The sequence below is a fragment of the Streptomyces sp. NPDC104381 genome, assembly GCF_055583745.1.
This window is the reverse complement of sequence record NZ_JBVJNK010000004.1, coordinates 53594-69227: the sequence shown is the minus strand read 5'-3', so window position 1 is coordinate 69227 and position 15634 is coordinate 53594. Positions and strand designations below refer to the sequence as shown.

16 protein-coding genes are annotated in these 15634 nt (G+C 69.6%); 1 reads left to right on the top strand and 15 read right to left on the bottom strand.

The features are described from left to right. Positions 1–46: 46 nt before the first annotated feature. From ACZ607_RS14095 to ACZ607_RS14025, 15 genes are all read right to left on the bottom strand, one after another. Positions 47–1342: a hypothetical protein gene (locus tag ACZ607_RS14095; RefSeq protein WP_469734989.1), complete on the bottom strand. Its 1296-nt coding sequence runs from the start codon at positions 1340–1342 to the stop codon at positions 47–49. A gap of 101 nt (positions 1343–1443) precedes the next feature. Next, positions 1444–2094, bottom strand: coding sequence for an OmpA family protein (locus ACZ607_RS14090; RefSeq protein ID WP_469735571.1), 651 nt, complete (start codon positions 2092–2094; stop codon positions 1444–1446). Positions 2095–2102: 8 nt separating this feature from the next. After that, positions 2103–2693, bottom strand: a complete 591-nt coding sequence (locus ACZ607_RS14085) for a hypothetical protein (protein ID WP_469734988.1) — start codon at positions 2691–2693, stop codon at positions 2103–2105. A gap of 27 nt (positions 2694–2720) precedes the next feature. Then, entirely contained in the window at positions 2721–3323 is a 603-nt protein-coding gene (locus ACZ607_RS14080) for a pilus assembly protein TadG-related protein (RefSeq protein WP_469735570.1), read from the bottom strand. Between the two features lie 35 nt (positions 3324–3358). Then, positions 3359–3604, bottom strand: coding sequence for a hypothetical protein (locus ACZ607_RS14075; protein ID WP_469734987.1), 246 nt, complete (start codon positions 3602–3604; stop codon positions 3359–3361). Between the two features lie 203 nt (positions 3605–3807). Further along, positions 3808–4887, bottom strand: a complete 1080-nt coding sequence (locus ACZ607_RS14070; protein WP_469734986.1) for a response regulator — start codon at positions 4885–4887, stop codon at positions 3808–3810. A gap of 67 nt (positions 4888–4954) precedes the next feature. After that, positions 4955–6292 (bottom strand): sensor histidine kinase, encoded by a 1338-nt coding sequence (locus ACZ607_RS14065; protein WP_469734985.1) that lies wholly within the window; start codon positions 6290–6292, stop codon positions 4955–4957. A 10-nt stretch (positions 6293–6302) separates the two neighbouring features. Then, positions 6303–7190 (bottom strand): DUF5936 domain-containing protein, encoded by an 888-nt coding sequence (locus ACZ607_RS14060; RefSeq protein WP_469734984.1) that lies wholly within the window; start codon positions 7188–7190, stop codon positions 6303–6305. A gap of 13 nt (positions 7191–7203) precedes the next feature. Beyond that, positions 7204–8139 carry a type II secretion system F family protein gene (locus ACZ607_RS14055; RefSeq protein WP_469734983.1) on the bottom strand — a complete coding sequence of 312 codons (936 nt, stop codon included), beginning with the start codon at positions 8137–8139 and terminating at the stop codon, positions 7204–7206. Between the two features lie 10 nt (positions 8140–8149). Beyond that, positions 8150–9487, bottom strand: coding sequence for a CpaF family protein (locus ACZ607_RS14050; RefSeq protein WP_469734982.1), 1338 nt, complete (start codon positions 9485–9487; stop codon positions 8150–8152). A gap of 34 nt (positions 9488–9521) precedes the next feature. Continuing rightward, the gene (locus tag ACZ607_RS14045; protein WP_469734981.1) at positions 9522–9917 is read right to left on the bottom strand and encodes a TadE/TadG family type IV pilus assembly protein; all 396 of its coding nucleotides are present in this window, start codon (positions 9915–9917) and stop codon (positions 9522–9524) included. A gap of 6 nt (positions 9918–9923) precedes the next feature. Further along, complete coding sequence (locus tag ACZ607_RS14040) at positions 9924–10340, bottom strand: TadE/TadG family type IV pilus assembly protein (RefSeq protein WP_469734980.1); 417 nt, start codon at positions 10338–10340, stop codon at positions 9924–9926. Beyond that, positions 10337–11611 carry an AAA family ATPase gene (locus tag ACZ607_RS14035; protein WP_469734979.1) on the bottom strand — a complete coding sequence of 425 codons (1275 nt, stop codon included), beginning with the start codon at positions 11609–11611 and terminating at the stop codon, positions 10337–10339. Before ACZ607_RS14035 ends, ACZ607_RS14040 begins: the two co-directional genes overlap by 4 nt. A gap of 8 nt (positions 11612–11619) precedes the next feature. Next, a complete protein-coding gene (cpaB, locus tag ACZ607_RS14030) occupies positions 11620–12324 on the bottom strand; it encodes a Flp pilus assembly protein CpaB (protein WP_469734978.1) in 705 nt (234 codons plus the stop codon). An 84-nt stretch (positions 12325–12408) separates the two neighbouring features. After that, a complete protein-coding gene (locus tag ACZ607_RS14025) occupies positions 12409–13275 on the bottom strand; it encodes a hypothetical protein (RefSeq protein ID WP_469734977.1) in 867 nt (288 codons plus the stop codon). 547 nt (positions 13276–13822) lie between these two features. Here ACZ607_RS14025 and ACZ607_RS14020 point away from each other — a divergent pair. Continuing rightward, entirely contained in the window at positions 13823–15553 is a 1731-nt protein-coding gene (locus ACZ607_RS14020; RefSeq protein WP_469734976.1) for a chitinase, read from the top strand. Positions 15554–15634 lie beyond the last annotated feature (81 nt).

Here is a 15634-nt window from a genome sequence, read left to right as displayed (position 1 = left end):
CCGGATCATGGATCGTTGACCCATGATCCAGGCAGACAAGGTCCCCTCACCCGCCGTAGGCGACGTTCCCCTCCGCCGGCCCGCCGGCCGGGTGCCTGCGACGGCTCACGAGCTGCCAGGCACCCAGGCCCAGGACCAGCACGGTGCCGATGCCGATCCCCGCGAACCCGACCGCGCGCATCGTGGAGTCGGCGCCGACGCCGGGGACGTCGCTGCCGAGCCCGAACCCGGCCGCCTCCGCGTCACCGTCGTACGCGGGACCCTGCTGCGCCTCGCCCTCCACGCCGACGTTCAACGTCATGGGGACGTTGCTGGGCACCTTGGGGTCCAGGGTGACCTGGACGTAGTACCAGCCCTGGAACCGCATCGCCGACGTCGCGTCCGTGCCCTCCGCGAACCGGTTCGCGTACGCGGCCGGGGCCGTGCCGAGATCGACGCCCGTGGGGGCGCCCGAATAGCCGGTGCTCTTGTCGGCGACGCGGCCACGGGCGGTGTTGTACAGCGCGAGGCGCAGCCCGTTGACGGTGAAGACCGACGTGTCCGACGTGGCGTTGGCCAGTTGGGCCCGCAAGAAGAGCTGCTGGCCCCAGGCGACCGGCACCCGGTAGAAGCGGCTCTCGCCCGGCCGGATGTCGTCCCTCCAGGCGCCGCCTTCCACGGCTGCCGCGTCGTTGAACCCGGTTCCGCCGCTCACCTTCTGCGGGGTTCCGCCGCTCGGTGACGGTGCCTTCGAGCTCCAGCCGGTCGGCGCCGCCGGCTCATCGGCACCGGGCTTGAGGCCGGGCTCCGCCATGTACGTCAGCTCGATCGGCCACTTCGCTCCGCCACCGGTCTTCGTGCCCGCCCAGGACACGGTGTAGAGGTAGTCCCCGGCCTCCTGGCACGGTGTGCTGCTGTCCTTGATGCGCCGCGAGGCGTAGCTCGCGATCGTACGAGCGGTCTCGCCCCCGAAGTAGGCGGCCGGGCTGGAGCCGCACGTCATGCCGTCGGGGGAGGTCAGGGAGACCTGGATGCCGTCGAGGATGCCGCTCCTGCTGCCGGGGGGCGGGGCGAGCACGGTGGAGACGTACGCATGGGACGTGTCGTCGAGCCGGACGCGGTAGTACTTCTTCTGGCCCGGCGCGATGGTGTCCGAGTAGATCTTCGCCCGCTCCAGCTCGGGCCCGTCCACGCTCGACTCCGCGCCGGTGACGGGCACCGATCCTTCGGCCGGCCGGTACGAGCGGGCGGCGCCGCCCGGGGCGTCGTCCGCACGGGGGGCCGCCGTCGCGGCGCTCGGCAGCAGCAGGACACAGAGCGCTGCCGCCACCCCGGCAGCGGCACCGCCTCGGGGCCTCGACACGATTCCGATTCCTCTCGTCGGGCACGGAGGCCCCGTTCATACGGGGTCCGGTGCCCGACCTTACGGCCGCGGGCACCGAACCCCCAGACTGCGTGCCGCCCCTACGAGCCTTCGGTGCGTGGGAAGGAGACCTCCACGCGACGGTTCTTCTTGCGGCCCTCTTCGGTGTCGTTGCTGGCGATCGGGTACTGCTCGCCGTAACCGCGGATCTCGAACGTGACGCTCGGGAGCTTGGTGGCCAGCACTCCCTGTACGGCGTTCGCCCGCTGCTTGGACAGGACGTCGCCGTGGGCGGACGACCCGAGGTTGTCCGTGAAACCGAAGACGCGCACCTTCGGGGCGTTCTGCGTCTGGATCTCCAGGGCGATCGCGTTGATACGGGCCGTGGCCTCGCCGCTCAGCTTGGCACTGTCCTTACCGAAGAGGACTTCGGCCTGAAGGGCGAAGGTGATGTCGGCGTTGGTGTCCTCGCGGCGTTCCTCACCGCCCATGTCCTCGACGATGGACTTGATGTCGAGCACGCGGACGTCGCCGAGGGCCGCTCCGTCGCCGAGCATGAGACCCGGTGAGTTGGCGTCGACCTCGACGGGCGGCGAGGCGCTCGGCACGGCGGTGGGGTTGTCGTCCGCCGAGGCAGAGGTGGCCCCCCAGAGGGTCGAGGTGCCGAGGACGACCGCCGCGGCGGCGCAGAGTCCGACGCGGCATCGGAGGGCACTGCGTGGTGCGGCTGGTGTGGGGGTGAGTGGCTGCATGGCGGTCGTCACCCCGAGATCTTGATCGTCGCGGTGGGCATGGTGGGGATCTGGAAGTCGACCTCGGTGGTGCTCTGGGGCGGGGCGGGGAACTGGACGAAGAACGGCGCGGTCTGTCCCGGCGCGATGCCTGTGGTGAACGCCGTGCAGAGGCACCTTCCGTCAGTGTCCCGCAGAGTCAGGTAGCGCTTCTTGCCAGCCTGATCCACCAAGGAAGCACCGGCAACGGAGGCGCCGTTGCTCACCATCTCCTGCTCGGTCCCCTGCCAGCCCGGAGCGGTGAACTGTTGCTTCGAATCGTTCGTTACGCTGCCCTTGACCGTGACGAATCCACCGGAATCCCTCTCGGCCGAGTTCACTACCAGGCCGATTTCGCCCGGTCCCTTCACGCTGGCCAGTACAACTGAGGGGTCGGCGCTTTCCTCCGTGTCCGGGGACTCCTCCTTCTGCGACGCAGAGGAGTTGGATTCCTTCTGCTCACTACCCGGCTTGTCCGAACCGTCATCGCCGCCACAGGCCGTCAGGACGACAGCCATGGCTACGGAGGCGGCAGCGACGGCGGCCCCCTTGAAGCGAATCCGGGTCATGGCTGCACGCATGGGCGTGTTCCTCTCGGTGACGTTCACTTACTTGTCGGCCAGGTGGACGGAGAAAAGGTCTGCCAGGTCCGGCAGGAGGTTGAGGTTCTTCGGGTCGATATCGAAGTCCAAGTCTTCGTCATCACAGACGGCTTTGTACGCCTTCTGCTCCTCGGACTCGTCCGTGTCGCCGTCGTCGTCATCCGCCGAGGGACTCGGCGTGGGACGTGTGTCCTGTTCGATGCGACAGCGCGGCTCGATCACCGCCCTGGCGGTTGCCTCGGCTTTCTTCGTCCCGGTGCTGGCGATCACCGAGCTACCGACCGTCCCGTTGGTCTCGACCGTGACCGTGTAGGACGCCTCGGGCCAGTAGTCCGGATCGCATGTGACCGAACGGGCGTCGTTCGCCGCCGCGAGCCGGTCGGCTGCGGAGCACGACCTTCCTCCGATGTCCCGGCCGCTCAGCAGGTCGTCCCACGCGTCGAGGTCGAAGGCCCCGGGCCAGCTCCACTCGTCCCGCGCGTCCTGGGCCGCCGCCAGCGCGGCGGCGTCGGCGGCTGTCTGGGCCTCGTTCTTCTTCATCGACGCCTGGCCCACCGCGAAGTAAGCGAACGCAAGGAAGAGCAGGCCCGCCACCACCATGATGTAGATGGGGAAAGCCTGCCCTACCTCGCGCGACCGTCCGGTTAGTGGCCGGCCCCTTCGCCGCCACCGCCCCCCGTGATCTTGCCGATCTGCGTGGTGATCGCGCCAGCGATCGCGCTGCCGAAGTTCGTCGTCATGAGCACCCCGATGATTGCCACGACCACCACGATGATGCCCAGGTACTCCACCGCACCCTGCCCGCGGTCCGCCCGGGCCTTCATGCGCTCGACGGACGTGTTCGCCCAGACCTTGGCGTTGACGGACGCCTTCAGCATCGGGTTGCTCATGTTGTTCCCCTCCGGGTTCGGCCAACCGTGTGCCGGTCGGCTCGCAAGTCTCTCTGGTGCCACCTGCGTTACCGGCTTCCTCCTGGCCGGTGCCGTCGGTGACATGAGAAACGTACGGCCGGGCACCCCGTTCGACGCAGGGCCCCAGGGCCCAAAGCCGGGCCCAAAACGCGCGTTGGGCCCGCCCCGTCGTTCTCCCCCGTTCAGCCATGGCGGCCTGTCCCCCTCGTCCCAGGTCCCGGGCCCGGCGCTGTGCCGAGCCAGCGGGCGATCGCTTCACTGCGGCTGCTGCTGTGCAGCTTGGTGAAGATCCTGTTGATGTGGTTCTTGACTGTCTTTTCGCTGATGAAGCAGGTGGCGGCGATCTGGTGGTTGCTCATCCCGGACGCAATGAGCTCCATGACCTCCGCCTCCCTCGAACTCAGTTCATATTGCTGCCTGTTGGGCGCCAGCTGCCGGTTATGGCTTCCCTCAGTCGAAGACTGTGCCACAACAGGTTGCAGTTGCGAAAGGCCTTCCGGCGGGCCCGCAGGTCGCGTGCCCGAGGGACTGGGCGGCGGCGCGGTGGGCGGAGTGTTCCCCGGTTGTTGCGGCGCGCGGGCGGGGCTCCCATGGGGGGCGCCGGGCGTCAGGGCCGTCCCCAGGCCTTCCGGGAGGTTCCTCGGGACCTGTTCGGGGCCTTGGCGCATATGGGCGAGCAGTGCGTTGGCCGCTGTGGTGGTGAAGGGGGCCCGGCCGTTCTTCGTGTCCCGTACGGACTGGACGAGCTCGTCCGCCGTGAACTCGCCGTGGACCAGGTAGCCGCCCGCGCCCAGCCGCAGCGCCTCGTGGACGATGTCGCTCTCGCGGCTGTACGTCAGCATCATCACAGGTGCAACCTGCACCAGGTGGGGCAAGGCGGAGATGCCGTCCACGCCGGGCATCCGTACGTCGAGCAGGACGACGTCGGGGCGGTGGCGGACGGCGGCCTCGTACGCCTGACGGCCGTCCGCGGCCTCGGCGACGACCTCGATGTCGGCGCGGCCGCTGAGCAGGACGCCCAGGCCGGCCCGTACGACGGGGTTGTCGTCGGCGACCACGACCCGCAGGGGGCCGGCAACCGGCACATCGGGGCCGCTGGGGAACGCAGGCATCGATTCGGCTGTCGGGGAGTGCGGGGCGGCCGGGAATCCGGCGGAGCTGCTCTCCGTGCTGAGGGGACTGGAGTGCGGGGAGGTGTGCTGGGAGACGTGGTTCTGCGAGGCCCAGTTCTGGCCCGAGGCACGGGAGATGTCGTCCGGCATTCTGCGACCTCCTCTCAGGTGTGGTGGGGACGAAGGAGCGGGGAGCGGAGCAGGATCGGTGGAGCCGTTACGGGCTTGCGGCCGGATCCGGGACGGAGGTCCCGGCCGTCACCGGGGGTGGTGACAGTGCCGCGACGGGGAGTTCCAGACGTACCTCCGTGCCCTTGGCGGCCCTGCCCTTGCCGATGCGGATGCGGGCCCCGATCGAGGCCGCGCGCTCGACCATGCCGACGAGGCCGAAATGGCCGGCCCGCCGGAGGTCGTCGAGGGTGGTGCCTGCCGGGAGGCCCCGGCCGTCGTCGTACACGCTGACGCGCAGAACGTCGCCCTTGATCCCCGCCAGGACGGCGAGGTAGGTGGGGTGGGCGTGCCGGTGCGCGTTCTCCATGGCTTCGGAGGCGACGGTGAGCAACTGGCGGGCAACAATGTGCGGTACCGGCGGCACCGGGGTGTCGCCCAGGGTGCGGAACACCGTGCTCGTACCGTGACGCCGGGAGAAGTCGTCCGCTCTGGCGCGGAGTTCGGCGGCGATGTCGACCCCGCCGTCCAGCCCGGACTCGCGACGCAGGTCGGAGAGGAGTTCGCGGGACTCGGCAGCGGCGCGGCGGGCCGAGCGCGCGACCAGCTCCGCCTGGTGCCGGACGGTGAGGGGGTCCATCCGGTCGGAGGAGTGCGCCAATCCGTCCGCTGCCAGGGCCAGGCCGTGGAGGGTCTTGGCGACCGAGTCGTGCATCTCGCGGGCGAGGCGGGCGCGTTCCTCCTCGACGGCCACACTGACGGCGAGCCGCGCGCGGGTCTCGGTGAGTGCCTGGCTGGCCGCGCCGACGCGAAGCATCAGGTTGCGCAGGGCCACGCCGACCGCCCCGGCGAGGACGCAGAAACCGGGCAGCAGGAGCACGGAGGCCAGGCCGTCGGCCTGGAGCTTGGCCTCGGCTCCGTAGGCCGCGGCCAGGATCAGGCCCTGTACGGCGGCGAAGACGCCTGCCGCTCGCCAGCCGTAGAGCAGTCCGGCCAGGAGGGGGGTGCAGACGACGGCGTATCCGAGGGTCGAGTCGGGTGTGGCGGTGAACAGCAGGAGGGCACCGAAGACCGTGTCGGCGCCGAGCAGGAGCGGAGAGCGTACGAGGAGCGGCCCGAAGCGCTCCCAGTCGCGGTACAGGGCGTACGAGCCGACGAATGTGACCAGGACGGCCGAGGCGACCAGCCAGCTCGGGAGGCCGGGGGCGGTGTTGTCGAGGGCCTGCGGGGTGCCGATGGCGATCATGGCCAGCCGAAAGAGGAACACCTGGCGGGCCAGCGCCGAGAGGGCGTTGACCTGGATGGAGACGGTGGGCGCCGGGCCGGCGGGGGTGGACAGGGCTGTGTGTCGGGATTCCTCGGCGCCCGGGTGCAGGGAGATCGTCATCGGCGGCCGCTCACTCCCCTGTGAGGGATCCGAGGTTGGTGTCGGATCCGAGCAGCATGGCCGCGCCCATGAGGATCATGGTCGCGGGGATCATGAAGGTGGTGACCATCAGGGTGGCCTTGGGGACGGCCTTGGCCGCCTTGCGCCGGGCGTTCTGCGCGTCGGTCCGGCGCATGTCGTTGGCGATGGCGATGAGGGTGTCGACGATCGGCGCGCCGAGCTCCTCGCCCTGCTGGAGGGCGGTGACGAACATGGCGACCTGTTCGGAGTCGTTGCGTTTGCGCAGTTCATCGAAGGCCTGACGGCGGCTGACGCCCATGTCCATCTGGCGCAGGGTGATGCGGAGTTCGTCGGACCAGGGGCCCTGGTACTTCTCGGCGACCCGGTCGAGGGCCTGCCGGAAGCCGAGGCCCGCCGAGACGACGACGGCGAGGACGTCCAGGAAGTCGGGGAGGGTGCGGTCGATGTCGTCGCGGCGCTTGCGGACGGCGGCCCAGATACCGACCTCGCCCCAGAACAGGCCGAAGGCGATCATGAACAGGGCCATGAAGATCTTGCCGCTGGTGAGCATCGCGAAGGCGGCGAAGCCGCCGAGGGCGCTGTAGACGGCGCGGCGGGCGGCGTAACGGTCGATGGTGAGGCCGCCGGGGTTGCCGGCCATGTCGATCTTGCGGCGTTTCTCGTTGACCTTCTTGGGGCCCATGAGGCGTAGGACCAGGGGTGCCCAGCGCATGCCGAGCCGGTCGATGCCGGAACCCACTGCGGTGGTGCGGGTCGAGCCGACTTCGAGGGCGAGGGCGAGGTCCCCGGGGAGGGTGGCCTCGGCCCGGTACATCCGGACGCCCTTGAAAACGCCGAACACACTGAGGCCGACGACGAGCGCGAGCAGCAGTTCCATACCGGTCCCCTCCTCAGATATCGATCTTGGAAATGCGGCGGATGGCGATGAAACCGAGGACGTAGAGGCCGAGCGAGATGATGACCGCGATCTGACCGGCGACGGATCCGGTCATCCGGTCGAGTGCTCCGGGGATGATCGAGTTCACGAGGAGCATGGCGCCGACGCCGATGGCGGGGACGGCGTACGCGGTGGTGTTGACCTGTGAGAGCTGGGTGCGGACCTCGCGCCGGGTCTCCTTGCGTTCCTCCAGGGTGACGGTGAGGTTGCGCAGTGAGGAGACGACCTGGCCGCCGGCTCGGTTGGAGAGGATCAGCGTGGAGACGAGGACGACGAGTTCGCGGGAGGGCAGGCGTTCGGCGAGTTCACCGAGTGCGTCGTCGAGGGTGCGGCCGACAGCGAGCTGGTCGGCGACGACGCGGAGTTCGTCCCCGGCGGGCGCTTCGAGTTCGTCCGCGGCCATGGCGATGGACGTACGCAGGGAGAGCCCGGCCTGGGTGGCGTTGGCGAGCACCCGGGAGATCTCCGGCAGCTGGCTGATGAAGGCCTCGGTTCGTTTCGTGCGGTGCCAGTTCAGGAAGGTGTTGCCGCCCCAGATCGCGGCGATTCCGGCGAGCGGCCCGAAGAAGGAGGCCAGGACGGACGCGGCGATGAGCCAGAGGGCCGCCACGGAAGCCAGGACGTAGAGGAAGTACTCGCCCGGGGTGAGGTCGAGGCCGGTGGCCGCGAGCTTCAGCTCGATCCTCTTGCCCAGCTTCGTACGGCGCAGCCTGCGGTCGAGGCCGCGGAAGCGTCGCTGCGGGCCCAGGTCGATCTGGCCGGTCGAGGAGAGCCGGTCGACGAGGGCTTCGCGCTGGGCCTTGCCCGAGGTGTAGGCATGCAGGCCCAGGACGCCGAGTACGCAGCACAGCAGTGTGACGCCGATGGTGAGCGGTGCGAGGTTGTCCATGTCGGTGTACCTATCTGGCCTCTCGGGTGGCGAGGTATTCGTCTGACGGGGCGACCCCGAAGGCCTGGGGAATCGGCTGTCCGGCCATGTAGAGCCGGTCGGCGATGCGGCGCGGGAGCGGGAGGGCCTGGAACTCGCCGTGGATCACACCGTCGGTGTCCATCGGCCGGGCGTCGAACCGGGCGACGGTGACGATCCTGTACGGGTCACGTCCGTGGGAGTCGAGGACCGCGATCTCGGTGACACGCCTGGTGCCGTCGGCGTGGCGGGTCAGCTGGACGATCACGTCGACGGCGCTGTTGATCTGGTCGTGCAGCGCCTCGAAGGGGATCTTGATCTCGGACATCGAGGCCAGGGTCTGGAGTCGCATCAGCGCGTCCTCGGCGCTGTTGGCGTGGACGGTGGCCAGCGATCCGTCGTGGCCGGTCGACATCGCCTGGAGCATGTCGAGGGATTCGCCGCCTCGGACCTCACCGACGACGATGCGGTCGGGCCGCATACGCAGGGAGTTGCGGACCAGGTCGCGGATGGTGATCTGGCCCTTGCCCTCGACGTTCGCGGGGCGTGACTCCAGCCGGATCACGTGGTTCTGCTGGAGCTGGAGCTCCGCGGAGTCCTCGATGGTGACGATGCGCTCTCCTTCGGGGATGAGCCCGGAGAGCGCGTTGAGGAGCGTGGTCTTCCCGGTGCCCGTGGCCCCGGAGACGATCAGGTTGAACTTGGCCTGGACGAGGCCGGCGAGCAGCAGCAGCATCTGCTGGTCGAGCGAGCCGAAGCCGATCATCTCCTGGAGCGAGAAGGACCGGGGGAAGCGCCGGATGGTGAGCGTGGCGCCGGTGAGGGCGAGGGGCGGGATGATGACGTTGACGCGCTCGCCGCTGGGCAGACGGGCGTCGACCATCGGATTGGCCTCGTCCACGCGCCGGTTGACGGTGGACACGATGCGTTCGATCGTCTGCATGAGCTGTTCGTGGCTGGCGAAGCGCATAGGGAGCTGCTCGACCCGGCCGGCCCGTTCGACGAAGATCTGGTCGGGTCCGTTGACCATGATCTCCGTGATGGAAGCGTCCTCCAGGAGCGGTTCGAGGACGCCGAGGCCCAGTGCCTCGTCGACGACCCGGCGGATGAGCTGGGAGCGTTCGACGGTCGAGAGGACGGGGCCCTCCCGGCTGATGATGTGGCCCAGGACGCGTTCGAGTCGGGCGCGCCGGTCGGCTGCGGCCAGCGACGACATCTCCGCGAGGTCGATCTCCTCGAGGAGCTTGGCGCGGTACGTGGCGACCAGGTGGCCGTCCTCCCGTCCCCCTCCGCGCTCCTCGGGGGCGGTGATGCGTGCCCGCAGGCTCATGGGTGGTACTCCTCGAATGGGATGGGGGGCGCGCTCAGTCGCGGGGCATGGTGGCGGACTTCTCGACGGTCCGGTCGCCGAGCAGGCCGAGCAGGACGTCCGGGACGGTGACCGTGACCTTCACCGTGACCGGGTCGCCCCCTGTGGGCGGGGCGACCCGGGCCCGCTGGGCGACCCATCCGGTCATCGACGCCTTGCCGACGCGCTCGTACGAGCCGCGCAGGCCGTCCTGCGAGGCGGTGCGGGCGGCCGCTCTCGCACCGGTGCCGGCCTGCTGTGCGGTGTAGGCGATCAGGCCGAGCTGGAGGCCGGCGAGGCCGATGAGGATGAGGACGGGGAGGAAACCCAGGTACTCGATGGCGGTCGAGCCCCGGTCCCCGGTCCTGCGCGGCCCCCGCGGGGCCGTGCGTGAGGTCCGTACGGGTGCCATGGCACGTCACTTCCCTTCCGCGGCCGCACCGGCCGTCGCGTCGACGGGGATGGGGAGGCTGGCGAAGCCGGGGAACAGGACGGGGGCCTTCAGAGTGATCCTGACCTTGACCATGTCGTCCCCCTGGGCCCCGCACTCATGGATCCGCGCGGGCCCGTCCCAGGCGCTCGGGAGCCGTTCGTGCACGGCCGCCTCGCAGCTGCTCCGACGGTCCCACGCCCCGGAGGCGACGGCCTTGCGTACGCCTTCGTCGGCCGCGCCGCTCGCCAGGGTGAAGGTGTATCCCACGAGGACCGCCTGCCAGAGCAGCACCAGGGTCACCAGGATGATCGGCACCATCCCGGTGAACTCGATGGTCAGCTGGCCGCGGTCGTGTCTCAGCCGTGCCCGTATCCGGCCCGGCTGTCCTCTGCCCGCTGTCACTGTCGGCCTCCCCCGCTGGTCGTGCCGCTCCTGCGCTTGCGGCCCCCGATCGAGCCCCGGTCGCCGCGCAGCATGCCGCCGCGCGGCTCCGCTCCCTGGGAAGGCTTCACGAGTCCGAGCTCGCCCGCCAGGGCCCAGAGGGCCTGTTTCACGGTGGAACGTGGGTCCAGTTCGTGCATACGGCCCGAATCCACCGCGCCCTGCAGTTCCTTGAAGTTCGCGGGCACAGCCGTGCCCGCCATCCGGGTCCCGGTGATCCGCTGGATCAGGGCGGGCTGGATCTCGGTGTTGCGGTTGAAGCGGTTGACGAGGGTGACGGTCTCCTCGGCCTTGCGGATCTGGAGCCGGTCCCACATCCGTACGATCCGCTTCGCGCCCCGCACGGCGACGACGTCCGGTGTCGTCACCAGCACGGCGGTGTCGGCCATCTCGATGGCCGCGGCGTTGGCGCCGCTCATCTGGCTTCCGCAGTCGAGGACGACGACCTCGTAGCGGGAGCGAAGGGCGCTGACGATCTGGCGGGCGGCGCGGTCGCTGACCTCTTCGCCGCGCTCGCCCTCCCCGGGGGCCAACAGCAGGGCCAGACCCGTGTCGTGGGAGAAGACCGCGTCGGAAAGGACCCGGGGCGATATGTCGGTGATGGCCGCCAGGTCGACGACGGAGCGCCGGAACTGGACGTCGAGATAGGCGGCGATGTCGCCCGTCTGGAGATCCAGGTCGACGAGGGCGGCCGTGTGCCCGGAGGCCTGGGCGGCCAGGGCCAGTTGCACAGCGGTGACGGTCGCTCCGACCCCGCCCTTGGCGCCGGTGACGGTGACGACCGTGCCGCCGGGGCCGGTGAAGACGTCGCCGCCGGACCCGAGGTGGCGCCGTACGCCCGTGGACCACTGGGCAGCGGCCTGGACCCGGTTGGCGAGTTCCTCGTAGCTGAGCGGGAGGGTGACCAGGCCGCGTGCGCCGGCGTCCATGGCGGCGGCGAAGAGGCTCTGGCTGGCGTCGGCGGTGATCAGCACGACCCCGACGGCGGGGAAGCGCAGGGAAACCTCCCGGATCAGCTCCAGGGCGGGCACCGGGCCGATCCGCTCGTGGACCAGCACGACCTCGGGCAGCTCCTCGATGGACTCGCCGGCGAGCCGTGCGAGGGTGTCGATGAGCTGCGTCGAGTCGCCCACAGGCGCCGCCGGCTCCGCGTCGGGGAGCTGGCTGAGGAGAGTGGTCACAGACCTGGCCGCGTCGGCGTCACCGACCGCCGGGAGGATTCTGGTGGTCATCCGGGCCCTCACTTGTCCTTGTCGAGCGTGTAGGTCCGGTCGCCCGGCCGGATGGTGCCGTCACTGCCGGGTGCGATCAGTGCGAGCCGTACGTGCTCGGCGAAGGATTCCGCGTAGGCCACGCGTTGGGTGTCGAGGGTGTTGAGCGCGAAAGTGATCGGCACGGCCTCGGTGGCCTGGTTCCGGTCGTCCTTCTTCGGTTCCAAGGCGGTCAGTTCACCGACGTCGAGGACCTTGGCGTTGGAGACGATGACCTTGGACTGGGAGGCCTCGCCGTCCCGCTCGCCCGCGAAGGTGGCGTAGATGTTCACCTTGTCGTTCGGGCGGATCTTGCCCGCGACACCCGTGGCGGCGTCGATCATGATGGCGATCTCCTGCTCACCCGGGCGCAGTTCCGGGCTCCTGACCATCATGTCGGACTGCATCAGGGAGCCCTTGCGGAGTTCGGTCACGGCGATCTTCCCGTCGATCTCGTCGATCTCCGTCACAGCGTTGTCCGACAGCCAGCGCTTGGGCATGGAGACCTTCTCGAACTGGTCGGCGGACAGGCTCGTGTACGGCGCCACGTTGTTCTTGAGCCGGTAGGCGTCGACCTCGGGTCCGACCTTCGAGTTGACGTCGCTGATCACCGAGAGCACCCCGGCGAAGGCGCCGAAGGCGCACAGGACCGAGAGGAGCAGGAGTATCACGCCGCGGCGCTGGCGGGAGTTCATGGGCCGGACAACCTCGTTCGAATCGGATGCGTGGGGCAGCGGACAGAGAGGGATGCGCGGTGTCTGCGGAGAGCCCTGGGCGCGCTAGGTGCTGGGCGGCGCGGGCACTCCATGGCTCAGGACACTCGGAGAGAGCATTCGGTTCTCCGGAGGTACCAGGGGCGAGGAACAGAAGCCGCAGCGGTCGCCGATGAGCTCCATTCCGCACCAGTGGCAGCTTTCCCGGCGCACGGAGGACACCAGCTGGTAGATCACGGAGATGTCCGGAAGGAAGGAGGCGAATTCCACCAGCTTCCCCGTGCCCCACCAGCGTGCCGAACCGGAAGGCAGCGCGCACTCCTGAATAGTCTGGACCCCCCAGGCCGGCGCCAGGGTCTGCTGGACCCAATCGGAGGTCAACTGACCTTTGGCTAGCAGCAGTTGTGTGGCGAACGTGGGCCCAGCCGGCGGTTCGACTGTCGGGCCGATCTTGATGAGCTGCGGGTTCGGACCGGCGAGCACGGCGAACTGGGAGCCGGGCACCCAGGACTTGGCGTGGCTCTTGAGGCTGACGGGGACGCGGTCGAGGCGGGCCACGGAGTTCAGCAGGGCGCCGGCATGGATGTAGTGGGCGAGCAGCCGGGCCGCCGAGGCGACCACTCCCGGGCTGAAGTCGCAGATGGAGAGCTGGCGCAGCTGGCGCACGAGCACGGCGACGCCCAGCGGCGGCAGATCGGTTCTGAGCAGCGCGATGCGGTCGCTCTCCAGGACGGAGCGGATGGCGTGCAGCCTGCGTTCATGGGCGGGGCTGATGCCGGTGGGGTAGACCGCGACCACATAGCCGTGCTGCTCCAGGAGCAGGTTCATGTCACCGATGGCGAGATCGAGCGACTGGGCCTCGGGTGCCTGCAACAGGGCTGCCGTGGGTGTCTGCTGATCGGTCGGCGGTAGTACGAGATCAGCGCTGGTCACTGCTATTGCGGTCGGCACGCTCTTCCCCGTTCGGCCCCGGCCGTCGTCTGGGGTGACTCCGGCCGCAATCGCTCATGCTCCGTGCTTCTTCCCCAGCACTTTAGCCACGTCGGACCAGGCAGAGAACAGATATCGGAACCCAGTACGAAGACGTGCTGCACAGGCGTTCGCTACGCCTCCGTACGAAATCGGACGAAAAGCAAAGTGGTTAACTGCTGCACCACTGCGCAGAGTTACCCCGGCCTACGGGGTTTGAAATCGGCGGGAATTAATCAACCCACGTCAGAACGGATTTACGCTCCTTTCCGGAGGTCTCCGCGATATCCACTCCGTCACGTTCCGGCCACCCCCGCGCCACCCCCGCGCTGTCACCCGTGCGAGTGCACGCGGGAGAGCCCGGGGACGTTCACCCGAAGGCACGCACGCACCCCCCACCGGCATCCGGACCGCCAGAGGTCTTGACAACTCGATTGGTCTGGACCAGTTTATCGGCCAACGGTGGCCACCGTTCCCGCCAGCACCCCAACTCCCCCACCGGAGGCAGCAAGTGGAACGCTCCGCAGGCAGCAGCAGGCACAGAAGGCGCCGCGTCCGGCCTCTCCTCGGCGGGGCCGTCGCCGTCATGGCGGCCGGGGCGCTGGGCGTCACCGGGCTCGTCAGCACCGCGCAGGCCGCCGACATCAACGTGGCCAGGAACGCCGGGTTCGAATCGGGGCTCACCGGCTGGACCTGTTCCGGCGGCTCCGGCACCACCGTCTCCTCCCCCGTGCACGGCGGCTCCTCCGCGCTGAAGGCCACCCCGGCCGGCCAGGACAACGCCAAGTGCACGCAGAGCGTGGCCGTGAAGCCGAACTCCACCTACGCGCTGAGCTCCTGGGTGCAGGGCGGTTACGCCTATCTCGGCGCCAGCGGTACGGGGACCACGGACGTCTCCACCTGGTCGCCCGGCTCCAGCGCCTGGACCCAGCTGCGGACCACCTTCACCACCGGCCCCTCCACCACCTCGGTGACCGTCTACACCCACGGCTGGTACGGCCAGGCCGCCTACCTCGCGGACGACGTCGAGGTGACCGGTCCGGACGGTGGCGGTGGCACCGACCCGGGTCCCTCGATCCCCGGCGCCCCGGCCGGGCTGGCCGTCGGCACGACGACCAGCTCCTCGGTCGCCCTGACCTGGAACTCCGTCTCCGGCGCCACCGGCTACACCGTCTACCGCGACGGCGCGAAGGCGACCACCTCGACCGGCACCTCCGCGACGGTGACCGGCCTCGCCGCGGACACCGCCTACCAGTTCTCCGTCAGCGCCACGAACGCCGCCGGTGAGTCGGTCAAGTCGGCGGTCGTCAGCGGCCGTACGGCGAAGGCCGCGACGGGCCCCGGCCCGACGACGTCGGTGCCCAAGCACGCGGTGACCGGCTACTGGCAGAACTTCAACAACGGCGCTGCCGTCCAGAAGCTCAGCGACGTCCCCGCGGACTACGACATCATCGCCGTCTCCTTCGCGGACGCCACGGCCACGCCCGGTGCCGTCACCTTCAACCTGGACTCGGCGGGCCTCAACGGCTACACCGTCGCCCAGTTCAAGGCCGACATCAAGGCCAAGCAGGCCGCCGGGAAGAACGTCATCATCTCCGTGGGCGGCGAGAAGGGCGCGGTCGCCGTCAACAGCGACGCCTCCGCCACCGCCTTCGCCGACTCGGTGTACGCGCTGATCCAGGAGTACGGCTTCAACGGGGTCGACATCGACCTGGAGAACGGCCTCAACTCCACCTACATGACGAAGGCCCTGCGCTCCCTGTCGTCGAAGACGGGCTCCGGTCTCGTCATCACGATGGCCCCGCAGACCATCGACATGCAGTCGACGTCCGGTGAGTACTTCAAGACGGCGCTCAACATCAAGGACATCCTGACCGTCGTCAACATGCAGTACTACAACAGCGGTTCGATGCTGGGCTGCGACGGCAAGGTCTACTCGCAGGGCTCGGTGGACTTCCTCACCGCGCTCGCCTGCATCCAGCTGGAGGGCGGTCTCGACCCGTCCCAGGTCGGCCTCGGGGTCCCCGCCTCCACCCGTGGCGCGGGCAGCGGCTACGTCGCCCCGTCCGTCGTGAACGCGGCCCTGGACTGCCTGGCCAAGGGCACGGGCTGCGGCTCCTTCAAGCCCTCCAGGACCTACCCGGGCCTGCGCGGCGCGATGACCTGGTCCACGAACTGGGACGCCACGGCCGGCAACGCCTGGTCCGGCGCGGTCGGCCCGCACGTGCACGGCCTCCCGTAACGCGAAGGCCCCTCCGGTCCAGCAGCGCCGCCGCTCCCCCGGCGGCGCTGCTGCGTGCGTGCTGCGTGCGTGAGGAGGTCT

Bases quoted from the DNA above. Each gene is read 5' to 3' on its own strand.
- ACZ607_RS14045 (WP_469734981.1), bottom strand. From the start codon at position 9,917: ATGGCACCCGTACGGACCTCACGCACGGCCCCGCGGGGGCCGCGCAGG.
- ACZ607_RS14070 (WP_469734986.1), bottom strand. From the start codon at position 4,887: ATGCCGGACGACATCTCCCGTGCCTCGGGCCAGAACTGGGCCTCGCAG.
- ACZ607_RS14085 (WP_469734988.1), bottom strand. From the start codon at position 2,693: ATGCGTGCAGCCATGACCCGGATTCGCTTCAAGGGGGCCGCCGTCGCT.
- ACZ607_RS14065 (WP_469734985.1), bottom strand. From the start codon at position 6,292: ATGACGATCTCCCTGCACCCGGGCGCCGAGGAATCCCGACACACAGCC.
- ACZ607_RS14035 (WP_469734979.1), bottom strand. From the start codon at position 11,611: ATGACCACCAGAATCCTCCCGGCGGTCGGTGACGCCGACGCGGCCAGG.
- ACZ607_RS14060 (WP_469734984.1), bottom strand. From the start codon at position 7,190: ATGGAACTGCTGCTCGCGCTCGTCGTCGGCCTCAGTGTGTTCGGCGTT.
- cpaB (WP_469734978.1), bottom strand. From the start codon at position 12,324: ATGAACTCCCGCCAGCGCCGCGGCGTGATACTCCTGCTCCTCTCGGTC.
- ACZ607_RS14090 (WP_469735571.1), bottom strand. From the start codon at position 2,094: ATGCAGCCACTCACCCCCACACCAGCCGCACCACGCAGTGCCCTCCGA.
- ACZ607_RS14075 (WP_469734987.1), bottom strand. From the start codon at position 3,604: ATGAGCAACCCGATGCTGAAGGCGTCCGTCAACGCCAAGGTCTGGGCG.
- ACZ607_RS14050 (WP_469734982.1), bottom strand. From the start codon at position 9,487: ATGAGCCTGCGGGCACGCATCACCGCCCCCGAGGAGCGCGGAGGGGGA.
- ACZ607_RS14055 (WP_469734983.1), bottom strand. From the start codon at position 8,139: ATGGACAACCTCGCACCGCTCACCATCGGCGTCACACTGCTGTGCTGC.